A 16,338-nucleotide genomic window follows, 5' to 3' on the forward strand; every position below is an offset into this window, starting at 1 on the left:
AATCATAGGAAAGGATGGCGTTTTTTATGTCTGTTTCTGTGTCTGACGAATTACAACTATTTGCTCAAGAGATTCAAAGTTTTTTATCTCCAAATACCTTACAGAATCTTGCCAGAGATGTTGGTTTTGTACAACGAACTAGTAAGTATCAAGCAAAAGATTTAGTAGCTTTATGTGTATGGGTGAGCCAAAATGTAGCTATGACTTCTTTAACTCAATTATCTAGCTGTTTAGAAGCATCAACAGAAGTACTCATCAGTCCTGAGGGACTGAATCAACGGTTTAATAAGGCGGCCGTCCAACTTTTACAACACCCTACTAGCCGAACTACTAAGCAAAGAAATTGGTCGCATCTATGCCGATTTCTTCTCCATACACTTCTGTTTTCAAGCGTATTCGTATTTTAGATTCGACTGCATTTCAACTCCCGGATGTATTTTCATCAGCTGTTAAGATCGGACACGTTACTCTATATGTTTCTTAATTACTTCAATTGTACTAGAAATTGTGGATAAAAAAAGAGAGCAATAGCTCTCACTCTCAATTAATAGCAACTAAAGATGCTTCAATGATGTATCGTTCAGGTGCATCCCCAATATAGTTAAATGGATAACATGTAGTTAGTGTTAATGTTGGTTTATCTTTTGCAACGATTACAGTACGATCATTTGCATCTGTAATCCAGTGTTTTTGAATTTGATAAATGTATACTCTTCTATCATACTCAAATAAAATATAGTCATTTTCTTGTAAATCTCCTAATTTAGTAAATACCGTATCACGATGTCCACTTAAAACAGTATGTCCATTACCAGAAGGAGTAGTCGTAATATCACTAACAAACATTCCTACCCCTTTTTTTAAAGTTTTGGTATCAGCGCCCCAGTAAACTTGATATTTCTGTTTAATTTTCGGTATAACCATATAGGCGATTTGTTCTCCCATTTGATGCTGAACTTGAGAAGCTGGGATCTGTTTTTGTGATTCTGGTATTGGTTCACTAGTGTTTGTAAGATTAGATTCTTGATTTGGTATAGTATGTTGAGATTGTTCTTTGTTTGATTCATTGTTGACATCTTTTTCATCTTTAGTGGCAGGTTGTATATTTTGATATTGTTGAATTTCAGTACTGGTTAAGGCTTCAACAGTTTTTCTTGCATCATACCAATCTATAAAGTAATAAACAAAGGCAAAAGAGCCTATAGTAATTAGTAAAACTCCCAACCAATCAAGTTTTTTCAAGCTTATCACTCCACATTAAAAACGACAGGAATATTCCTGCCGTTTTTAGGTATTAGTTTATGCATTCGTTTTTTTACGACGGAACACAAGAATTGAACCTATTAATACTAAAGCAGCACTTGCAAGCATCATTGTAACGCCGTTTGATGCTGTATTAGGTAATTTTTCACCTTGTTTTTTTGTTTCAGCCTTTACAGCTGTTTGTTTAGTCTGCTCTTGTTTATTGTTTGTTGCTTGACTGTTTTGTTGTGTATTTTCCTGCTTAGTTTGTTCTTGAGGCTTAGTAGTCTCTTTATTGTCTGTTGTAGTATTTGTGTTTGTTGGATACTTATAATCTTCACATGGAATACCATCTTTATCATTGTCTAAACGATTTGGATCATTTCCAACACCATATCCATTTTGATCCCAGAACGCTTGAGCCTCTTGTTGATTTTTAAAATGTCCACAGTTTTTTGTATCATTAGGACTCTTGGCTGCAAATGCAGCAGAACTGTACCCTACTGTTAATAATGTGACCGCTGTTGCTGAAGCTAATAGTTTTTTCATAACTTTCTCCATCTCCCTAAATGGTATGTATTTACATTGAAATATTTTACATTCTTAAAATTGAAAATACAATAATAATTTGTTGATAAATGTAAGATTTTCACACAATGATAGCAAATTATTAATTTTATATTTTTATATTTTTATATTTTTATATTTTTATATTTTTATATTTTGGAAATAAAAAAAGAAAAAAGAGAGCCGTAGCTCTCATTGGTAAGAATGGTGAAAATATGTGAAAAATTAGCCTCTATAAAATAGGAATAATTTTACTTATTCTTTTGGTAGAGTGCAACAATTACAAAGATCTATACCATAGATTTTCTCGATTGATTCCTGTATACATTTAAGGTGTTTTGAGTAGTTTAGAGCAATGTCTTGATAAATTTCTCTTTCATCTTCATTGCAACAATCGATACATTGGGCAATTTTCATTAAATCAATTTTAACTTGATTATATTTCTTAACTTTTTCTTCAATAATATCCATGATTGTAACCTCATTTATTTTGAATTAGATTCTGATAGTAAAATTTTTTCAAGTTCTTTAATGGGCGCTCCAATAAACTTATGGGTTTCTTCGCCATCCTCAATAAAAATGGTTGGAGTATATTTTAAGCTTAGGTCTTCAAATTCTTTTTGAGCCTTTAAATCCTTAATGATATCTTTTTCAGTAAAGGTAATATTCTCTTTAATAAGCCATTTCTTTAAATTTATACAAGCCGGACAGTGGGGCATAGTAAAGACAGTAACTCCATAATTTTTCTTCATAATCAATACCTCCGCTTTTTTCTTCTCGTAAGTAATAGAGAAATAAGATTTAAAAAAGTAAAAAGAAATATAAATTTTTTCTGTGTTAAATTTCGTATAACTTACAAGCCTATTAAATATGAAGGCATAAAGAGAGTGTGGGTGAACGTGATGAAGAAATTGACTTAATGTAGAGTTCTTACAGTTTCTAAAAGTAAAAAAGAAATTCGTACCTATGAGGTGCGAATTTCTTTTTTTTTTACACTCTTTTTAATTTTTGTGGACTTACTCCTCTATTACAAACGTAAGGCAATGAAATACTGAAATGTTGGCGTAGGAAGAGGTAAGGCAAATGTCCCAAAGCTTTAATTGCTGATGTAAATTTAGCTGCTGCCATTCAAAAAATAAAAAATTTTAAATTTCTTTTTAGTTTTTAGGGACTCACCTCTCTATTACAAATGTAAGGCAACGAAATCTTAACATGATGGCATAGCCAAGAGGTAAGGCAAAGGTCTGCAAAACCTTTATCGCCGGTTCGAATCCGGCTGCCATCTTTATATTAGGGCAGTAAGTCTTTTGAAAGACACATGCTTCGCTTGTTCCTGGTTCGAATCCAGGTACTGCCTCCAAAATAATATTAAGGAGTGGTTTGTTAATGGCACAATTACAAACTTTATCAATAGAAGAGCAAGAAACTTTATTGGATAATGCTCAAATTAATACGGTTGCTGCAAAGCAAATGGTTCAAAAAATGACTCAATTCGTTGGTGCTTATGATCTTAATAATCGTAAAGGATTTAAATTTGAACAAGGTGATGTCTCGATTCAAGTAGTTATTTTAGGTAACATGGAAGATACAATTAAAGTGATTTATACAAAACTTGATAATGAAGAATTGGTTTCAGGTAGTGTTATTGTTGAAAAAGAAGGTAAAAAGTTTCTTAAAGGATATGACATTATCGAAGACGAAGTAATCCAAACGCTTGAAACAGAAATTGACGACGAATTTTTAGAAGAACTTAAAGGTTTAGAAAATCGTGAACTACCAGAAATGGATACCGAGCGCGAAGAAGTTGTTAGTCAATTACCGTGTATCTATGGAAACTGGTGTGGCCCAGGATGTTCAGGTCCAAAAGCTCCAATTTCTAAAGTAGATGCTTGTTGTAAAACACATGATGGTTGCTACAGTTCACGTGGATATTTTGCTTGCTCTTGTGATAAAAACCTTCAGAATTGCTTAGCTCCACATGTAAAGGCAGGTTCTGAGTGGGCGATTACAATTAGCCTTTGGTTCCGTAAACAACCTTGTAACCCATTTAAATAAGAAAGATAAAAAGGTGAACCCATTAGGGGTTTGCCTTTTTTTGTGGTAATTTTCAATTATTCCCTTTACATATCTAACCAATGTATAGTATTCTATACACAGAAAGTATAGAATACTATACATTCAGCTATTCTAATTGGAATGAGGGGTACTGAATGAAATGAAAATTTATACCACAAATAAGGTAAAAGAACATAGGGAAAATGCGGGTTTAACTCAAACAGAGTTAGCTGAAAGGGTAGGTACAAAAAGAATAACGATAGCTTCTCTTGAAAGAGAAAAGTATGAGCCTAGTGTTGGTTTAGCCATGAGAATAGCTAAAACCTTTAATTGCGCAGTTGAGGACATATTTACAGAGGTGAAGAAGGATTGAATTACCTTTACAATTTTTTAATTAAAATAGTAATTAGTATTTTATTGATGGAAGCCACTTTTAATATATGGAAAATGGAGGCTGGAGAGCCGGGAATATTATCGTGGTTCTTACCATTAATCACAATTTTTTGGATCGTATTAACAATAGTTAATGCAATACAAATTAAAAAGGGTAAAAAGTGGTTAAAGGAAGAGGAAGAAGACGAAAGGGATCAAATGATTAAGTATAAAGTAGGCTATATAACTTGTTGGTCGAATATGGGCCTCTTGGCATTATTATTCTTCTTTTATGGTACGTTTGGAATCGAGATGTTTAATCCAGTATATGCGCTAGCATTGATCGTCTTCTTAAATATTGTAATTTATTACAGTATGAAATTATATTTTCTGTTCTTTGAATAATGAAGTGGAGGAATTAAAAATGACAAATGGCAACGTAGAATTAAAAAAACAAGGAAAAAGCAGTATTTTAGGTGGAATTTCAATAGCTATTGCAGTAATTTTAGCAGCACTTGTAATAAATTTCTTAACTGGATTAGTACCTTTAGAAAAAATACAGGGATTGCCTATTATTATGCCTTTTATTATTGCTCCAATTGGTGCAATAATAGGGTTTGTAGGTTATCGAATGAACAAAGATACATGGTCTTTATGGGGAATTATTCTTAATATTGTAATGTTCTTAGTACCAATTGTTTATAATGTAGTTGCAATTTTATTCTTTGGAGTTTAATTATCTAAAAGCACCAGTCAAAATGACTGATGCTTTTTTATTTGTCTTTTTCTGCGACTTGCTTTAATTCGTTAATTGCAATCGTTAATACCTCAATCCTTTTTTCGAACCTAATTAAAAGATAAATAGAAATCACGATAGGAAATCCAAAATTGCCTATTGATGCGCTAAACATTTCAAATGGGGTCATAGCTTAGCACCTCCTTATAGTTTCAGAACTCCATTTCCTTGGGTTTTATTGGTGTAACCTTTTAATAAAAAAGAGTGTGAAAGAAGATATTGATAAATAATGTTTTGGGAAAATGGCAAATGCTTTGCTTTGAAATAGGAAAGGATTAAAGAGATTGCTCCTGTGATGTGTGGCGTTGCAACTGATGTACCTGTGAGCCTTATATAGTTATTTTGAGGGTAGGTTGAGTAAACGGACTCTCCAAGACTTAAAAAATCAATATTCGGGTTTGTATTGCTCATATGTGTGGGAATAAGGTTCTTTCCGACAGCACCAACTTGAATAACTTCCTCGTAGTATCCAGGATAAAGGATTTCATCCGTTAGTTCTGATCCATCTCCGTAGTTCCCAGCAGCAACTACTACAAATATATTTTCTTGTAATGCCTCATCAACTGCCTTTCTTAACTCTGGAACATCACTTTTTGTGCCTAAAGAGAGATTCATTATATCTACTCTTTCACCATTTTTGCCTCTCCAAGCAGTTGCAAAGCGAATAGCTTTAATTAAGTGTTTATGAGTTGAAATACTTGTATTTCCAATGGCTTTAATAACTAAAAGCTTTGCCTTTGGAGCTATACCGATAGAATGTTTCTTATTAGTAGCCGCTATAATTCCAGATACATGTGTACCGTGTCCTGTATAGTCCGTCGCTATACTAATTTTACCGTTATCATCATCTGTAAAATTGAATGTACCGATAATGTTGTCTTTTAACTCTTCATGGTTAATGTCACAACCTGTGTCAATTACAGCAATAACTGTATCTTGTCCATAGTGACCGTTTGCCCAATACTTTTTAGCATTTATGAAGTCTATTCCATCGTTTATTTTAGTATCAGCTTGTGTACTTTGCATATAGACACCTCCTCACTTTTATTAGAGAAAGAAGTATCAAAAAACTAAAAAGAATTTACAAAATAAACATTGTTTTATTTTGTAAAAAGTACTAGATTTTCGCACTAATTTGGGAGATAATTAGAACACTTGTTCTTATTTATTTTTATTTTTTTCTTATATTTATATAATTTATGGAAAAAAGGAGGTTTTTTTATGGGGAAACATACTCACTCAAATTCCGATAATAACTATCATCACGACGAAGAGAAAAAGCAATTAGAGTACATACAGGAAATACGAAAGAAACTACCCTTAATATTAGAAAACCCCATTATTCAAGAGTTTTTAAAAGATAAAAAGCATGAAGAAATAATGAAAGAAGCTTTTAAAAACCCTTCTCAAAAAAACATCAATTTACTTAATCAAACATCAAAAGAATTTTATAGAATAAATCGTGTTCTGAGGTATTGCTCTGTTTTAATACGTGGACGTGCTATTGATTTCGATAAGAGACAGAGAAACAGAAATAAAAAACAAATGCTAATTTTTGATAAGAATGCTTTAGAAGGAGATTTTTCTGCAATTGAAACAATTGGCAGTTTGCAAGATTGCGAAGCAGAAAGACCTGAGACAGTTGTTATTGAAGGAGTGGGGAAAGGAAATGTTATTCCTGTAGAAAACGAGAAATTGGATAAAGCGATGCGTGCATTGACGGATAAGCAACGAATGATTCTCTACTACCGTTATGAAAAGATGCTTACAAATAGGCAGATTGCTGAAATATTGGGAGAAACAGAACAAAACGTAGGTTACTGGGTCAAAAAAACATTAAAACAGCTAAAGGATTCGCTGTAATGAAAGAGCATTAAAATAAATGAGTTATAAGATGGAGACATGCTTCTAAAGGATAATTAAATATAAAGGAGAGAGATGTTTATGTCCGTAGAAAATATTCAAAAGCAAGCAGAGGTACAAGCTATTATCGATCAGTTAGAGTTAAAAATATTGAAACATGTTCAACAAACTATTTTTAAAGAAAGAGAAGATTTAATGCAAGAATTAAAGATGGTAATCGTTGAAAAAGCCTATAAAATGTTAGATGAAGAGCCACCAGGATTCTTCGAATTTATTGAACGAGAAATTTTTAAAAAGGAAGTAATTATATAATAAAGAACAACTCTATACATGATTGATCCGGATGGATATTGATTTATGTAAATATAAAAAATGACACTATCCAATTGATAGTGTCATTTCTGCTCTAAAGGAAATGGAAACATTTTGACCCAAACAACAAAACTGACCTTTTTCTGAACGTCTATATATTTAAAGAGGATATTGGGGGAAGTAGATATGAAAAAAGAGCAATTAGTTAGGGAAGCAGTAAAATTGAGTTTGAAACACGGGGCTCCGATTAAAGCAGAAGATATTTTTAAAATATGTCTAGATGAATCTTATAGGAAAAGCCAAATACATAAAAAAGAAGACTGTCATGTAAAGTAGTCTTCTTTGATTAGCCATTCTTTTTATTTTGCATATAAGTAACATACATCTCTAATTGTTCCCAGGCTTTCTTTCGCTCTTCTTCTGGAAGACTTTCAATTAAAGCCATTATGTTCTTACCTTCTTCAGTAACAATCTTGTTTTCTTCTTCGCTCAATTCAGGATCTTCCGATCTTCCTAACAAATAATCTGTAGTTACATTAAAATAATCAGCTATTTTTTCTAAGGATTCTCGCCCAGGTGACTTTTTTCCCTTTTCAAAATAAGAAATAGCCATTTTAGATACACCAATAGCATTACCAAGTTGCTCTTGCGTTATCTTGTTATTTTTCCTAAGTTCTTTAATCTTTTCCCCAATCAATATTAGCGCCCCCTTTTATAAAGTGTTTGCGATAAATAAAGTATAAAGTAAACATAGTGTTTACCACAAGTTGAAAATCAGTATAGTTTTTTTGAAAAATCACTTGAAATAAACCTTAGGTTTACTTATAATGAAATTACAGGCAACGAAGGGAGGAAATAACTTGCATCAGTTAAAACAAAAACGACTAGAAAAAGGAATGTCTTGCCAAGACGTTGCCAATAAAGTCGGAATCACTAAAATGCACTACTGGTATATCGAGAACAACAAAAGAACATTAAAAATAGATTTAGCGCTAAAAATCGCAATAGCTCTTGAGGAAAATCCTAAAGAACTTTTTTTTAACAATTAAAGTAAACCTAAGGTTTATAAAATGAAGGGGAGTAAACCAAATGGATGAACTCAAAAAATTCTCACACAGTATGTTCGGAAACTTAGGAATTCTTATTAAAGATGGAAAAGAATACTTTCCGGCAACAAATGTCGCTAAAGCTTTAGGTTATTCAAATCCACACAAAGCAATTAAAGATCATTGTAAATCTGAAGGGGTGAACGAAACGATAGTCCCTACTAATAGTGGAAAACAAAGAAAAAAGTTCATTAATGAATCCAATTTATATCGCTTAATCGTTAAATCAAAACTTCCACAAGCGGAACAATTTGAAAAATGGGTATTCGAAGAGGTTCTCCCAACAATCCGCAAACATGGAGCGTACATGACAGAACAAGCGTTAGAAAAAGCGGTAACTGATCCGGACTTCATGATTGGTCTTCTCATTAAATTAAAAGAAGAGAGAGAAAAACTTGCAGTAGCACAACAACAAATCGTACAGCAACAGCCGTTAGTAGTTTTCGCAGAAGCATGTATGCAATCAGATAAATCACTAAAAGTGAGTGAAGTTGCTAAGTTAGCGGCTAAACATAATATCAAAATTGGGCAACGTCAGTTATTCGCAAAACTTAGAGAATGGAACTTAATGTTCAAGCGATCCACTGAACCGACTCAAGCAGCTGTTGAAAAAGGATACTTCGAAATTGCACAAGGTGTTAAGCAGAAACCAAGTGGAGAGCCTTTCACATGGACAACAACATACGTAACACCAAAAGGGCAAGCCTACATCATAGATCGACTGAAGAAAGAACAGGAACAGGAGGCGGTGTAAATGATGGAAGAAAGCACATTTTCACATTTAATGATTCTGGTTCTATTCATTTTACTTTTCGGATTCATTCGTCTAATGGATTGGATAGACAGACGGTTTATAAGGGTGGAAGGGGAATGAATATGGACGTAATAATGTACAGCGGGATATTAAAAAAAGAAAAAATTCAGCAAGTGAGGGAAGACATTGTTAGCGTACTTGCTGAACATGATTTGAATTTTGGTGAAGCTCGGATTGTATTAGAAAACTTTGAATCATTTCTTGAGGAACAAGCGAAAATTCTAAAGGTTTCTTCTAAGTAATTCTTCAGCAGTTTTTGAAATAACTGTTTCGATAGATTGAGATTTTGAAGGGTTAGTTTTTGCAAAAGTAATATCGTGCATTAACGCTTCATTTAGATTTATTTTTTCAGTATACGACTGAATAGTGTCTTTATATTTGATGGTTGCAACTGTTACTCCTTCACGCTCACTTTTAAAAGCATTGGATGAAACTACTGTCGTTATAGATTGTCCCGGAGCAATAAAAGTATGTTCTAAATTTTGGAATAGCGGTTTGTTACGAGAATCGTAATAGCGAGGTTCAAAAACTAAAGATTCTATAATTGCACCGGTTTTTCCAAAGTTTTTAATTACTAGGTATTCCATAATGGTAGATGAAACTTGAATGTAATCTCGATAAACCACAACATATGGTCTATTAGATTCTTCAATAGATTTTCGAGTAGTTTGTAGTGATTTTACCGCAATGACTACTGAAATAATTGAGATAACAGTTGTTATGATAATAGAAATAATTTGAATAATATTAGCTGTCATATATATGTCCCCTTTCAAGGAACATTATACCAAATCAGAAGAGTAATAGATAAATAAGGTGGTAAGACGATGAGTAAACAGCAGTGGGATGAATACGAAAGAAAGAAAATTTTATGGATCATAAAAAATTTAAGAGCTAGAGGAATACATAACAGCGCAGATAAAGTTGAGGAAATGCATAAGGAGTTTATAACTCTAGCTAAATGATAAAAGCCCTGCAGGGGTTGCAGGGCAAGACTAAGGGTATTGAAGAATTGTCGATTCTAAAAGTAAAGGACTTCTTGGAATGTAATAAGTTTAACACATATTTCATTTAATTTTTATATAAAGATTTTACGAATTTATGAACATAGGTAAGTTTTATATTGTTGGAATATTCGGAAATATAATGATATCCCCCACCTTATTGAAAGGTTCCTGGATATCCCTATGCGCGAAGCATCAGAAAGGGTAAGAACAATGCATCTGCTAGTTAAAAACTGGCATTAAAAATACCTGTACGGGGAGGCACAGGTATCCAATAAGGGTGTTTCAACAGGTTGATTCTATTTTATCAATAACTCAATGGAAATGACAGATTAAAAATTGAAAATTCTGTTTATTTAGTTGAGAAATAAAAAACCGCCCCCACCAATAGGACGGTTTTAGAGAAACAAAATAAATATCCGTACCTACATTATAACATATTTTGTTTCTCTTAGTAAGAAAGGAGGAATATGGAAATGATTGAAAATCCAATTACTTATGGAAATTATCACGATTCATCAGCTAGAGACTTCATGGATTACTGCGAAGACTGTGATGGTGAGCTGTACTTTGGGAAGACTTATTACAAATTCGAAGGATCACTCATTTGTGAGGAGTGCTCCTCAGGATTTTTAGAAAGGCACGCAAGAAAGATGGTGGCTGGAGAATGAAAGAACAATGGAAACCAATTACTGGTTACGAAGGTCATTATGAGATTTCAAATAAAGGTAATGTAAAGTCTTATTCTACAGAGAAAGTAGCAGGTGAATGATATGTGCCTACAAAACAAGATTGAAGCTGAAATTCAAATTATGAAGAGTTTAGTTGAACGATATAAGAAAAGTAAAGAGCCTAATGCTGTATCAGTGGTTGTGGCTTATGAATACGGGTTACAGGTACTTAATGAAGTGTATGAAGCTAGTAAACAAACAGAAGTAGCACCATTTTAAAAGAGAGGGAGATTCATATGACAACTGAAAATTACTTTTCTAAGTTAGCCCAAATAGATTGCTCGGGACATGTTGAAAAGAAAGGCCGCTTTAATTACTTATCATGGGCTTGGGCTGTTAAAAAACTTCGTGAAGTAGATCCAACAGCAACATGGGAAGTAAAGCGATTCGATGGAGCGCCTTATCTTAAAACGGATTGTGGTTATTTTGTAGAGGTTGAAGTAACTGTACAAGGATTACCACTAAGCCAGATCCACCCGATACTTAACAATCAAAATAAACCAATTGCAGAGCCTAATAGCTTTGATATTAACACTAGTATTCAACGTTGCTTAGTAAAGGCAATAGCGCTTCACGGATTGGGATTATATATCTATGCGGGTGAAGACCTACCGGAAGTACAAGAAGAAATGATTACTGCTCAACAAGTTGGTGCAATCAAATTAAACATTAAAAAGTTGGCTACTCTTCGAAAAGTGGATGAAGACACTATTAAAGGGCATTTAAGCATTAAGAAAGTTCCTGAATTAACGTTAAAGCAAGCTGAAGAGGTACTTAAAAAATCAACGAAATGGGTTAAGCAAGCTGAAAAAGAAATCGCTGAGGCTAAAGAAAAGGTTGAAGAGGTAGAGCAAACAAACTAAGGAGTGAAAAACCTATGTTAGATAAAAATCAATCGAAAGTCGTCCTTCCGGCGTGGGTGAGGAAGGGCGCAAAAAACGAACAAGAAGTGAAAGAGAAGGCAATTGAATACATTACTCCCAATCGCTATCCAGGATATAAAATAACTAAAATTCAGGGCGACATAGCGGTATGCGAAAGGCAGAGTGTGTGATGTTTAAGATACCAGTAAGACGCGGAACAATGATAGAAATGTTGAAGGCAGTTCGTGATTTAGAAAAACGGGGCTATGACTATATCACTCCTATTAAAAAGGTATATAGAGTGGAGAGAACATTCTATCACGATGGCAAATTTAAAGGGAAAGACAAAATAAGGTTTACAGGCATGGATGATTATGTAAGTTACGAATGCTGGATGAAGAAGGTGAACTAAATGGCAGATGTTAAATGGATTAAGTTAACTACTAATATGTTTGAAGATGAAAAGATTCGATTGATTGAAAGTATGCCAGAAGCAGATACATTGCTAATTATCTGGATTAAATTGCTTGCTCAAGCTGGGAAAACTAATGCCAATGGTTACATTTTTTTAAATGAAAATATTCCATACACCGAAGATATGTTGGCGACAATCTTTAATAGACCAATAGCAGTTGTTCGCCTTGCCCTACAAACTTTTAAACAGTTTGGAATGATTGAAGTTGATAGTAATCAGTTTATTAGCGTCTCGAATTGGGGAAAACATCAGAGTTTAAATGGATTGGATAAGATTCGTGAAGACACTAAAAAACGAGTAGCGGCGTATCGTGAACGAAAAAAGCTTAATCTTCTAAACGAAGGTGGTAACGGATGTAACGTTACAGGTAACGAAGGTGGTAACGCAAATGAAACGGACAAAGAAGAAGAAAAAGAATTAGAACTAGAAAGAGATAAAGATATTAATAAATATATTGTCGAGATAGTTACCTATCTCAACGACACATGCTCTACATCCTATCGCTCATCTACTAAAAAAACAAAAGACCTAATTAAAGCAAGATTTAATCAAGGTTTTAATGTAGATGACTTTAAAAAAGTAATAGAAATTAAGGCTTCTCACTGGTTAACAGATGAAGAGTATAACCAATATTTAAGACCATCAACATTATTTGGAACTAAATTTGAGGAATATTTAAACCAACAACCTAAAAAAGGAGCGAAAAACAATGCAAAGAGCGGCGTCAGCAATACCAACAGATATAGCCAAAAAGGTGAATATGAATATGGATTCTGATGTGTGTGATACGCATGGCATGAATAAGATGAAGTTCGGTGGACAAGTTGTTTGCCCTCGATGCTTCCTAGAAAACGAAAGTAAGAAGCTTCAGCAGCAAGAGCAAGCAAAATATGATGCGGATAAAGCAAACGAGAAGAAATTCATGTTCCACCAGCAAAGCATGATTGCCGATAGCAATATTAAGAAAGCGAACTTTGATAACTACCAACCTACTAGCGATGAAGGAGCAAAGAACCTTGAACTTGCAAAGGTTATCGCAATGGATTATCTCAACGGAAAAGTGTTTAACACGATTATGGCCGGAAATTGTGGAGCTGGAAAAACACATCTTGCTTACGCTATAGCGGATCGACTCGCAGGAGCAGGGAAGTCAGTTGTCTTTGTCACAGTGGGCGAATTGCTACGAAAGATTAAAAGCACGTTCAATAAAGATTCTTCCTTAACTGAGGATGCGATTATACGAAGCTTAGTAAGAGCGGAAGTATTAATAGTCGATGATTTAGGAGCAGAGCTAGGTGCATTAGATGCCAATACCAAAGCAACAAACTTCATTAATAGGGTGTTATTCGATGTTTTCGATGGAAGGCAAGGTAAATCTACTATCTTCACAACGAACCTTACAGGAGAGCGTTTAGAGGGTGCATATGATGAGCGGATTGTATCACGTATCTTCAATAAATTTAGGGCGCTAGTTTTCAAAGATACAAAGGATTACAGAAGGAAAGCACTACCATTCTAAGGGGGAAATAAAATGTGTGCATGTAACGGAACGGGAGTAATTCAGAACGACATTGGAATGGGTATGTATCAATTCGCACCATGTATTTGCGAAGCAGGGAATCGCCGTCCAGAAGAAGTGGATAGAAAGCGTCATGCCGTTATGTCGGAACTAAGAGAAATTCATCAATTACAACTGGAGGGGAAATGGGATGCCAAGACTTGGAACGGATTTGGAAAAGGAAAATTACACAATGGCATTGCAGCGGGGAAAGTACATGAAGAAATCGCGTCGTAACTTATATATCGCTCTAGAAGAGTTGGACCTGGTATTTGATGAAAGCGAAGTAATTCGATTACAAGAAATGTGGAAGGAAGACAAAGGAATCCATGAAATCGCAAAAGAGTTAGGAAGACACCAATTAGAAATTGCAGCATTGATTATGGATCAGGCCGATAAGAATAAAATCAAATCTCGTCCAATGGGGTTAGGGGCATGAAACAACTAACGCTGGAGGATGTAGTCGGCAGTTTTGATTATACGGCAACAAGTACGGCTGATAGGTTCTTACAGCATAACGTCATAACGTATGAAGTTCACTTTTATGACCAGGACGAGCGACAAAAAATAGACTGGTTCGATGTTGAAACAGAAGACGAAGCATGGAGCATGACGGTGAAAGAACATGGTAAAGGTGTTCAGAAGATTAGGGTAATTATTTCTAATCGTACACGAGACGAAATTATGTCACTGGATTAGGAGGGAGCAAATGGGGAAGCCAACATTAAAAGATTATGCAAAGGCTGCTGAAATTGGTGTTAATAAGAAGTATGTAGACCAACGAATGAAAGAGCTGGATTGGAGTTTAGAACGCGCTATAACGACACCAGTCGGTACGAGCTGGGAAGGAAATGAAAAGAATAAAAAATTACTGAAATTAGCTGAGAAAAATGGGGTTAGTGAATCTACCTTTTATAGAAGAAAACGTAACGGCATGACGCCATACGAAGCAGCTACTACGCCAAAAGGATTCGAAAAGTACATTCCTTTAGCTGAATCGAATGGGATTAGTAATAAGACCTTTTACCAGAGAGTTAAAAGGAAGATGGATCCATACGAAGCAGCGACAAAGCCGCCACGTAAGTATGAGAAGAAACAAATCAGCTAGGAGGCAACATGAACGAGCAAGACAGGTTAATAGAACGACTGATTGATAGGTATGTATTTAAATTACCGGATGGCCGTGATTTATATGAGGGGTCATATGAGGAACTAAAGAAACTATTGAAGGGAGATGAAGAGTAATGCAAGCGATGGAGAATAGCGTTTATGAAATTACTAAATTAATTAGCGATGCAAAGGGAGGTAAGTAATGAAAAAAGAAACTGCGGTGCAGGTGCAAAGTGAACTTAATGCAGTAGAAAGTGAGATTCGTAAGATGGAATATCACTTGGTTGGATTGAATAACGAGAAGCAAAAGACAAAGCTTTCCTTAGAAGTGTTGAAGAAACAGAAAGAGAAATTGAAAAGTTACTTATAAGGAGCGGAACAAATGAAATTGAGAGTGAAAATTAAGCGAGTGAAAGATGTGGAGTTACCTAAATATGCGAAACCAGGTGATAGTGGCTTTGATCTTGTAGCAGCAGAAGACACGATTATCTGGCCAGGCGAAACAAAAGTTGTACAAACCGGATTAACTTTCGAGATTCCGCCAGGATATGAATTGCAGGTACGCCCGCGTAGCGGTATGACGCGTAATAAAAAGTTACGAGTGGTGCTTGGAACTATAGATAGTGGTTTTAGAGGAGAGATTGGTGTTCTAGTTGATAACATTGAAGTTCCTAAAGAGGCAAGTATGCAAGCTCATGTAATTGAAAGAGGTACTCGTATTGCTCAAGGTGTCATAGCACCAGTGGAAACAGCTCATTTTGTTGAGGTAGACGAGCTATCGGTTAGTGAGAGAGGAAAAGGCGGGTTCGGATCTACAGGCGTGAAGTAAGACCAAATTTGAATTTTATAGAAAAGTAGGTGTAATTAATGAAAATACCTAAAAGCGTAATTAAAAAGCTACAAAGAATTAACTTAATGGCACAACAATCCAAAAAGTTGAGTGAAGAGGTAGAAGAATGGATTGAGTCAAAGGGTTATGATCCTCATGAGTTTAGAACAGGAGGATACTCGGTGTTAGAAATGGTTGATTATGGAGAAGCGATTTCAGATGAGATTGAATCTTTATTAATTAAACAGTTTGAGGAAATGGATAAATCTAAAATTTTATAACCAAAGCGTTATTTTATGGAAATGTGAAAAGAGCACACAGAAAATGTGTACTCATTACAATCTAAATTATTTTAAGGACCATGATATATCATCAAGGGCTTTATAAATATAACTATACATGCGGTAAAAGAGATACTTTGGATTGTATTTTTGTTTCCATTTCATAATAATCACCTCTCATACAAATATTTTAATTATATTATACGATTATTAATTTGAACGTTAAGAAAAAACGATATAAATTAAGGTAAATTTAAACAAAATAGTTAATTTATAAAAAGCAGTTAGCTTTCGCTAACTGCTCCACTCCCAAATGAAGTTCTCGTTATGTAATTTAGATGAAGATACTACCTACTAGGA

The 16,338-nt window shown here is 34.4% G+C and carries 35 protein-coding genes, 1 tRNA gene and 1 pseudogene; 29 read left to right on the forward strand and 8 right to left on the reverse strand.

Translation table 11 applies throughout. From position 1 onward, the window contains the following. Positions 1 to 26: 26 nt before the first annotated feature. Positions 27 to 445, forward strand: a pseudogene (locus DN390_RS26600) (IS4 family transposase); the annotation flags it as partial. A 95-nt stretch (positions 446 to 540) separates the two neighbouring features. Here DN390_RS26600 and DN390_RS26605 read toward each other — a convergent pair. The 4 genes from DN390_RS26605 to DN390_RS26620 form a co-directional block, all read right to left on the reverse strand. Then, positions 541 to 1,242, reverse strand: coding sequence for a class D sortase (locus DN390_RS26605; RefSeq protein ID WP_147808920.1), 702 nt, complete (start codon positions 1,240 to 1,242; stop codon positions 541 to 543). A 57-nt stretch (positions 1,243 to 1,299) separates the two neighbouring features. Beyond that, complete coding sequence (locus tag DN390_RS26610) at positions 1,300 to 1,791, reverse strand: excalibur calcium-binding domain-containing protein (protein WP_147808921.1); 492 nt, start codon at positions 1,789 to 1,791, stop codon at positions 1,300 to 1,302. A gap of 273 nt (positions 1,792 to 2,064) precedes the next feature. Beyond that, the gene (locus DN390_RS26615) at positions 2,065 to 2,280 is read right to left on the reverse strand and encodes a hypothetical protein (protein ID WP_147808922.1); all 216 of its coding nucleotides are present in this window, start codon (positions 2,278 to 2,280) and stop codon (positions 2,065 to 2,067) included. Positions 2,281 to 2,294: 14 nt separating this feature from the next. Next, positions 2,295 to 2,561, reverse strand: a complete 267-nt coding sequence (locus DN390_RS26620; RefSeq protein ID WP_179955785.1) for a glutaredoxin family protein — start codon at positions 2,559 to 2,561, stop codon at positions 2,295 to 2,297. Positions 2,562 to 3,023: 462 nt separating this feature from the next. Between DN390_RS26620 and DN390_RS26625 the strand changes: the two genes are divergently transcribed. From DN390_RS26625 to DN390_RS26645, 5 genes are all read left to right on the forward strand, one after another. Then, positions 3,024 to 3,094, forward strand: a tRNA-Cys gene (locus DN390_RS26625). A gap of 101 nt (positions 3,095 to 3,195) precedes the next feature. Then, entirely contained in the window at positions 3,196 to 3,864 is a 669-nt protein-coding gene (locus DN390_RS26630; RefSeq protein WP_074603308.1) for a phospholipase A2 family protein, read from the forward strand. A gap of 160 nt (positions 3,865 to 4,024) precedes the next feature. Next, positions 4,025 to 4,237, forward strand: coding sequence for a helix-turn-helix transcriptional regulator (locus tag DN390_RS26635; RefSeq protein ID WP_147808923.1), 213 nt, complete (start codon positions 4,025 to 4,027; stop codon positions 4,235 to 4,237). Beyond that, positions 4,234 to 4,641, forward strand: coding sequence for a hypothetical protein (locus DN390_RS26640; protein ID WP_063222594.1), 408 nt, complete (start codon positions 4,234 to 4,236; stop codon positions 4,639 to 4,641). The genes DN390_RS26635 and DN390_RS26640 overlap by 4 nt, the downstream gene beginning before the upstream one ends. Positions 4,642 to 4,660: 19 nt before the next feature. Further along, a complete protein-coding gene (locus DN390_RS26645; RefSeq protein ID WP_147808924.1) occupies positions 4,661 to 4,972 on the forward strand; it encodes a hypothetical protein in 312 nt (103 codons plus the stop codon). Between the two features lie 37 nt (positions 4,973 to 5,009). Here DN390_RS26645 and DN390_RS26650 read toward each other — a convergent pair whose 3' ends face one another. Both DN390_RS26650 and DN390_RS26655 read right to left on the reverse strand, forming a co-directional pair. Then, positions 5,010 to 5,162: a YvrJ family protein gene (locus DN390_RS26650; RefSeq protein WP_000187390.1), complete on the reverse strand. Its 153-nt coding sequence runs from the start codon at positions 5,160 to 5,162 to the stop codon at positions 5,010 to 5,012. A 14-nt stretch (positions 5,163 to 5,176) separates the two neighbouring features. Continuing rightward, complete coding sequence (locus DN390_RS26655) at positions 5,177 to 6,058, reverse strand: S8 family peptidase (RefSeq protein WP_147808925.1); 882 nt, start codon at positions 6,056 to 6,058, stop codon at positions 5,177 to 5,179. Between the two features lie 195 nt (positions 6,059 to 6,253). Here DN390_RS26655 and DN390_RS26660 point away from each other — a divergent pair, with 195 nt between their 5' ends. From DN390_RS26660 to DN390_RS30870, 3 genes are all read left to right on the forward strand, one after another. Then, positions 6,254 to 6,895, forward strand: a complete 642-nt coding sequence (locus tag DN390_RS26660) for a sigma-70 family RNA polymerase sigma factor (protein WP_001985679.1) — start codon at positions 6,254 to 6,256, stop codon at positions 6,893 to 6,895. An 81-nt stretch (positions 6,896 to 6,976) separates the two neighbouring features. Further along, positions 6,977 to 7,207: a hypothetical protein gene (locus DN390_RS26665; RefSeq protein WP_000110136.1), complete on the forward strand. Its 231-nt coding sequence runs from the start codon at positions 6,977 to 6,979 to the stop codon at positions 7,205 to 7,207. A 186-nt stretch (positions 7,208 to 7,393) separates the two neighbouring features. Then, positions 7,394 to 7,543: a hypothetical protein gene (locus DN390_RS30870; protein WP_179955786.1), complete on the forward strand. Its 150-nt coding sequence runs from the start codon at positions 7,394 to 7,396 to the stop codon at positions 7,541 to 7,543. A gap of 10 nt (positions 7,544 to 7,553) precedes the next feature. On the opposite strand, the gene DN390_RS26670 is transcribed toward DN390_RS30870, so the two are convergent. After that, a complete protein-coding gene (locus DN390_RS26670; RefSeq protein ID WP_001985764.1) occupies positions 7,554 to 7,904 on the reverse strand; it encodes a helix-turn-helix domain-containing protein in 351 nt (116 codons plus the stop codon). Between the two features lie 130 nt (positions 7,905 to 8,034). Here DN390_RS26670 and DN390_RS26675 point away from each other — a divergent pair, with 130 nt between their 5' ends. The 3 genes from DN390_RS26675 to DN390_RS26685 all read left to right on the forward strand — a co-directional run bounded on the left by DN390_RS26675 (position 8,035) and on the right by DN390_RS26685 (position 9,369). After that, complete coding sequence (locus DN390_RS26675) at positions 8,035 to 8,256, forward strand: helix-turn-helix transcriptional regulator (RefSeq protein ID WP_006097390.1); 222 nt, start codon at positions 8,035 to 8,037, stop codon at positions 8,254 to 8,256. Between the two features lie 40 nt (positions 8,257 to 8,296). Continuing rightward, a complete protein-coding gene (locus DN390_RS26680) occupies positions 8,297 to 9,067 on the forward strand; it encodes a phage antirepressor KilAC domain-containing protein (RefSeq protein ID WP_147808926.1) in 771 nt (256 codons plus the stop codon). A gap of 122 nt (positions 9,068 to 9,189) precedes the next feature. Further along, positions 9,190 to 9,369, forward strand: a complete 180-nt coding sequence (locus DN390_RS26685; protein ID WP_255444218.1) for a hypothetical protein — start codon at positions 9,190 to 9,192, stop codon at positions 9,367 to 9,369. On the opposite strand, the gene DN390_RS26690 is transcribed toward DN390_RS26685, so the two are convergent. Further along, positions 9,349 to 9,885, reverse strand: a complete 537-nt coding sequence (locus DN390_RS26690) for a hypothetical protein (RefSeq protein ID WP_147808928.1) — start codon at positions 9,883 to 9,885, stop codon at positions 9,349 to 9,351. The genes DN390_RS26685 and DN390_RS26690 overlap by 21 nt on opposite strands. A 69-nt stretch (positions 9,886 to 9,954) precedes the next feature. On the opposite strand from DN390_RS26690, the gene DN390_RS30875 reads away from it, so the two are divergent. The 17 genes from DN390_RS30875 (at position 9,955) to DN390_RS26755 (ending at position 15,978) form a co-directional block, all read left to right on the forward strand. Further along, positions 9,955 to 10,092, forward strand: a complete 138-nt coding sequence (locus tag DN390_RS30875) for a hypothetical protein (RefSeq protein ID WP_179955787.1) — start codon at positions 9,955 to 9,957, stop codon at positions 10,090 to 10,092. A 515-nt stretch (positions 10,093 to 10,607) separates the two neighbouring features. Beyond that, on the forward strand, positions 10,608 to 10,802 hold the full coding sequence (locus DN390_RS26695) for a hypothetical protein (RefSeq protein ID WP_147808929.1): 195 nt from the start codon (positions 10,608 to 10,610) through the stop codon (positions 10,800 to 10,802). Continuing rightward, positions 10,799 to 10,903, forward strand: a complete 105-nt coding sequence (locus DN390_RS26700; RefSeq protein WP_098668870.1) for an NUMOD4 domain-containing protein — start codon at positions 10,799 to 10,801, stop codon at positions 10,901 to 10,903. Before DN390_RS26695 ends, DN390_RS26700 begins: the two co-directional genes overlap by 4 nt. Position 10,904: 1 nt before the next feature. Beyond that, positions 10,905 to 11,081 carry a hypothetical protein gene (locus tag DN390_RS30880; protein WP_179955788.1) on the forward strand — a complete coding sequence of 59 codons (177 nt, stop codon included), beginning with the start codon at positions 10,905 to 10,907 and terminating at the stop codon, positions 11,079 to 11,081. A 17-nt stretch (positions 11,082 to 11,098) separates the two neighbouring features. Next, positions 11,099 to 11,725, forward strand: a complete 627-nt coding sequence (locus DN390_RS26705) for a Sak single strand annealing protein (protein WP_147808930.1) — start codon at positions 11,099 to 11,101, stop codon at positions 11,723 to 11,725. A 14-nt stretch (positions 11,726 to 11,739) separates the two neighbouring features. After that, complete coding sequence (locus DN390_RS30885; RefSeq protein ID WP_179955789.1) at positions 11,740 to 11,916, forward strand: hypothetical protein; 177 nt, start codon at positions 11,740 to 11,742, stop codon at positions 11,914 to 11,916. Beyond that, a complete protein-coding gene (locus DN390_RS26710; RefSeq protein WP_147808931.1) occupies positions 11,916 to 12,137 on the forward strand; it encodes a hypothetical protein in 222 nt (73 codons plus the stop codon). Before DN390_RS30885 ends, DN390_RS26710 begins: the two co-directional genes overlap by 1 nt. After that, positions 12,138 to 12,977 carry a phage replisome organizer N-terminal domain-containing protein gene (locus DN390_RS26715; RefSeq protein ID WP_147808932.1) on the forward strand — a complete coding sequence of 280 codons (840 nt, stop codon included), beginning with the start codon at positions 12,138 to 12,140 and terminating at the stop codon, positions 12,975 to 12,977. After that, the gene (locus DN390_RS26720; protein WP_147808940.1) at positions 12,961 to 13,719 is read left to right on the forward strand and encodes an ATP-binding protein; all 759 of its coding nucleotides are present in this window, start codon (positions 12,961 to 12,963) and stop codon (positions 13,717 to 13,719) included. The genes DN390_RS26715 and DN390_RS26720 overlap by 17 nt, the downstream gene beginning before the upstream one ends. Before the next feature lie 12 nt (positions 13,720 to 13,731). After that, complete coding sequence (locus DN390_RS26725) at positions 13,732 to 13,995, forward strand: hypothetical protein (RefSeq protein WP_147808933.1); 264 nt, start codon at positions 13,732 to 13,734, stop codon at positions 13,993 to 13,995. Beyond that, a complete protein-coding gene (locus DN390_RS26730) occupies positions 13,952 to 14,197 on the forward strand; it encodes a hypothetical protein (protein WP_050541556.1) in 246 nt (81 codons plus the stop codon). The genes DN390_RS26725 and DN390_RS26730 overlap by 44 nt, the downstream gene beginning before the upstream one ends. Further along, positions 14,194 to 14,457, forward strand: a complete 264-nt coding sequence (locus DN390_RS26735) for a hypothetical protein (protein WP_147808934.1) — start codon at positions 14,194 to 14,196, stop codon at positions 14,455 to 14,457. Before DN390_RS26730 ends, DN390_RS26735 begins: the two co-directional genes overlap by 4 nt. Before the next feature lie 10 nt (positions 14,458 to 14,467). Next, positions 14,468 to 14,866 (forward strand): hypothetical protein, encoded by a 399-nt coding sequence (locus DN390_RS26740; protein ID WP_147808935.1) that lies wholly within the window; start codon positions 14,468 to 14,470, stop codon positions 14,864 to 14,866. Between the two features lie 8 nt (positions 14,867 to 14,874). Then, entirely contained in the window at positions 14,875 to 15,003 is a 129-nt protein-coding gene (gene fbpA / locus DN390_RS26745) for a Fur-regulated basic protein FbpA (RefSeq protein ID WP_147808936.1), read from the forward strand. A 67-nt stretch (positions 15,004 to 15,070) separates the two neighbouring features. Beyond that, on the forward strand, positions 15,071 to 15,238 hold the full coding sequence (locus DN390_RS30890) for a hypothetical protein (RefSeq protein ID WP_179955791.1): 168 nt from the start codon (positions 15,071 to 15,073) through the stop codon (positions 15,236 to 15,238). A gap of 12 nt (positions 15,239 to 15,250) precedes the next feature. Beyond that, positions 15,251 to 15,697 carry a dUTP diphosphatase gene (gene dut, locus DN390_RS26750; protein ID WP_147808937.1) on the forward strand — a complete coding sequence of 149 codons (447 nt, stop codon included), beginning with the start codon at positions 15,251 to 15,253 and terminating at the stop codon, positions 15,695 to 15,697. A gap of 38 nt (positions 15,698 to 15,735) precedes the next feature. Continuing rightward, positions 15,736 to 15,978, forward strand: coding sequence for a hypothetical protein (locus DN390_RS26755; protein ID WP_147808938.1), 243 nt, complete (start codon positions 15,736 to 15,738; stop codon positions 15,976 to 15,978). Positions 15,979 to 16,338 lie beyond the last annotated feature (360 nt).

The sequence above is a fragment of the Bacillus sp. SH7-1 genome (genome assembly GCF_008042405.1).
Classification (GTDB): domain Bacteria; phylum Bacillota; class Bacilli; order Bacillales; family Bacillaceae_G; genus Bacillus_A; species Bacillus_A thuringiensis_N.

Bases quoted from the DNA above. Each gene is read 5' to 3' on its own strand.
- DN390_RS30875 (WP_179955787.1), top strand. From the start codon at position 9,955: ATGAGTAAACAGCAGTGGGATGAATACGAAAGAAAGAAAATTTTATGG.
- DN390_RS26650 (WP_000187390.1), bottom strand. From the start codon at position 5,162: ATGACCCCATTTGAAATGTTTAGCGCATCAATAGGCAATTTTGGATTT.
- DN390_RS26630 (WP_074603308.1), top strand. From the start codon at position 3,196: ATGGCACAATTACAAACTTTATCAATAGAAGAGCAAGAAACTTTATTG.
- dut (WP_147808937.1), top strand. From the start codon at position 15,251: ATGAAATTGAGAGTGAAAATTAAGCGAGTGAAAGATGTGGAGTTACCT.
- fbpA (WP_147808936.1), top strand. From the start codon at position 14,875: ATGAACGAGCAAGACAGGTTAATAGAACGACTGATTGATAGGTATGTA.
- DN390_RS26615 (WP_147808922.1), bottom strand. From the start codon at position 2,280: ATGGATATTATTGAAGAAAAAGTTAAGAAATATAATCAAGTTAAAATT.
- DN390_RS26700 (WP_098668870.1), top strand. From the start codon at position 10,799: ATGAAAGAACAATGGAAACCAATTACTGGTTACGAAGGTCATTATGAG.
- DN390_RS30880 (WP_179955788.1), top strand. From the start codon at position 10,905: ATGTGCCTACAAAACAAGATTGAAGCTGAAATTCAAATTATGAAGAGT.
- DN390_RS26680 (WP_147808926.1), top strand. From the start codon at position 8,297: ATGGATGAACTCAAAAAATTCTCACACAGTATGTTCGGAAACTTAGGA.
- DN390_RS26685 (WP_255444218.1), top strand. From the start codon at position 9,190: ATGGACGTAATAATGTACAGCGGGATATTAAAAAAAGAAAAAATTCAG.
- DN390_RS26755 (WP_147808938.1), top strand. From the start codon at position 15,736: ATGAAAATACCTAAAAGCGTAATTAAAAAGCTACAAAGAATTAACTTA.
- DN390_RS26705 (WP_147808930.1), top strand. From the start codon at position 11,099: ATGACAACTGAAAATTACTTTTCTAAGTTAGCCCAAATAGATTGCTCG.
- DN390_RS26610 (WP_147808921.1), bottom strand. From the start codon at position 1,791: ATGAAAAAACTATTAGCTTCAGCAACAGCGGTCACATTATTAACAGTA.
- DN390_RS26735 (WP_147808934.1), top strand. From the start codon at position 14,194: ATGAAACAACTAACGCTGGAGGATGTAGTCGGCAGTTTTGATTATACG.
- DN390_RS26695 (WP_147808929.1), top strand. From the start codon at position 10,608: ATGATTGAAAATCCAATTACTTATGGAAATTATCACGATTCATCAGCT.
- DN390_RS26645 (WP_147808924.1), top strand. From the start codon at position 4,661: ATGACAAATGGCAACGTAGAATTAAAAAAACAAGGAAAAAGCAGTATT.
- DN390_RS26665 (WP_000110136.1), top strand. From the start codon at position 6,977: ATGTCCGTAGAAAATATTCAAAAGCAAGCAGAGGTACAAGCTATTATC.
- DN390_RS26620 (WP_179955785.1), bottom strand. From the start codon at position 2,561: ATGAAGAAAAATTATGGAGTTACTGTCTTTACTATGCCCCACTGTCCG.
- DN390_RS30870 (WP_179955786.1), top strand. From the start codon at position 7,394: ATGAAAAAAGAGCAATTAGTTAGGGAAGCAGTAAAATTGAGTTTGAAA.
- DN390_RS26720 (WP_147808940.1), top strand. From the start codon at position 12,961: ATGAATATGGATTCTGATGTGTGTGATACGCATGGCATGAATAAGATG.
- DN390_RS30890 (WP_179955791.1), top strand. From the start codon at position 15,071: ATGAAAAAAGAAACTGCGGTGCAGGTGCAAAGTGAACTTAATGCAGTA.
- DN390_RS26675 (WP_006097390.1), top strand. From the start codon at position 8,035: ATGAAATTACAGGCAACGAAGGGAGGAAATAACTTGCATCAGTTAAAA.
- DN390_RS26715 (WP_147808932.1), top strand. From the start codon at position 12,138: ATGGCAGATGTTAAATGGATTAAGTTAACTACTAATATGTTTGAAGAT.
- DN390_RS26725 (WP_147808933.1), top strand. From the start codon at position 13,732: ATGTGTGCATGTAACGGAACGGGAGTAATTCAGAACGACATTGGAATG.
- DN390_RS26740 (WP_147808935.1), top strand. From the start codon at position 14,468: ATGGGGAAGCCAACATTAAAAGATTATGCAAAGGCTGCTGAAATTGGT.
- DN390_RS26635 (WP_147808923.1), top strand. From the start codon at position 4,025: ATGAAAATTTATACCACAAATAAGGTAAAAGAACATAGGGAAAATGCG.
- DN390_RS26730 (WP_050541556.1), top strand. From the start codon at position 13,952: ATGGCATTGCAGCGGGGAAAGTACATGAAGAAATCGCGTCGTAACTTA.
- DN390_RS26690 (WP_147808928.1), bottom strand. From the start codon at position 9,885: ATGACAGCTAATATTATTCAAATTATTTCTATTATCATAACAACTGTT.
- DN390_RS26660 (WP_001985679.1), top strand. From the start codon at position 6,254: ATGGGGAAACATACTCACTCAAATTCCGATAATAACTATCATCACGAC.
- DN390_RS26655 (WP_147808925.1), bottom strand. From the start codon at position 6,058: ATGCAAAGTACACAAGCTGATACTAAAATAAACGATGGAATAGACTTC.
- DN390_RS26710 (WP_147808931.1), top strand. From the start codon at position 11,916: ATGTTTAAGATACCAGTAAGACGCGGAACAATGATAGAAATGTTGAAG.
- DN390_RS30885 (WP_179955789.1), top strand. From the start codon at position 11,740: ATGTTAGATAAAAATCAATCGAAAGTCGTCCTTCCGGCGTGGGTGAGG.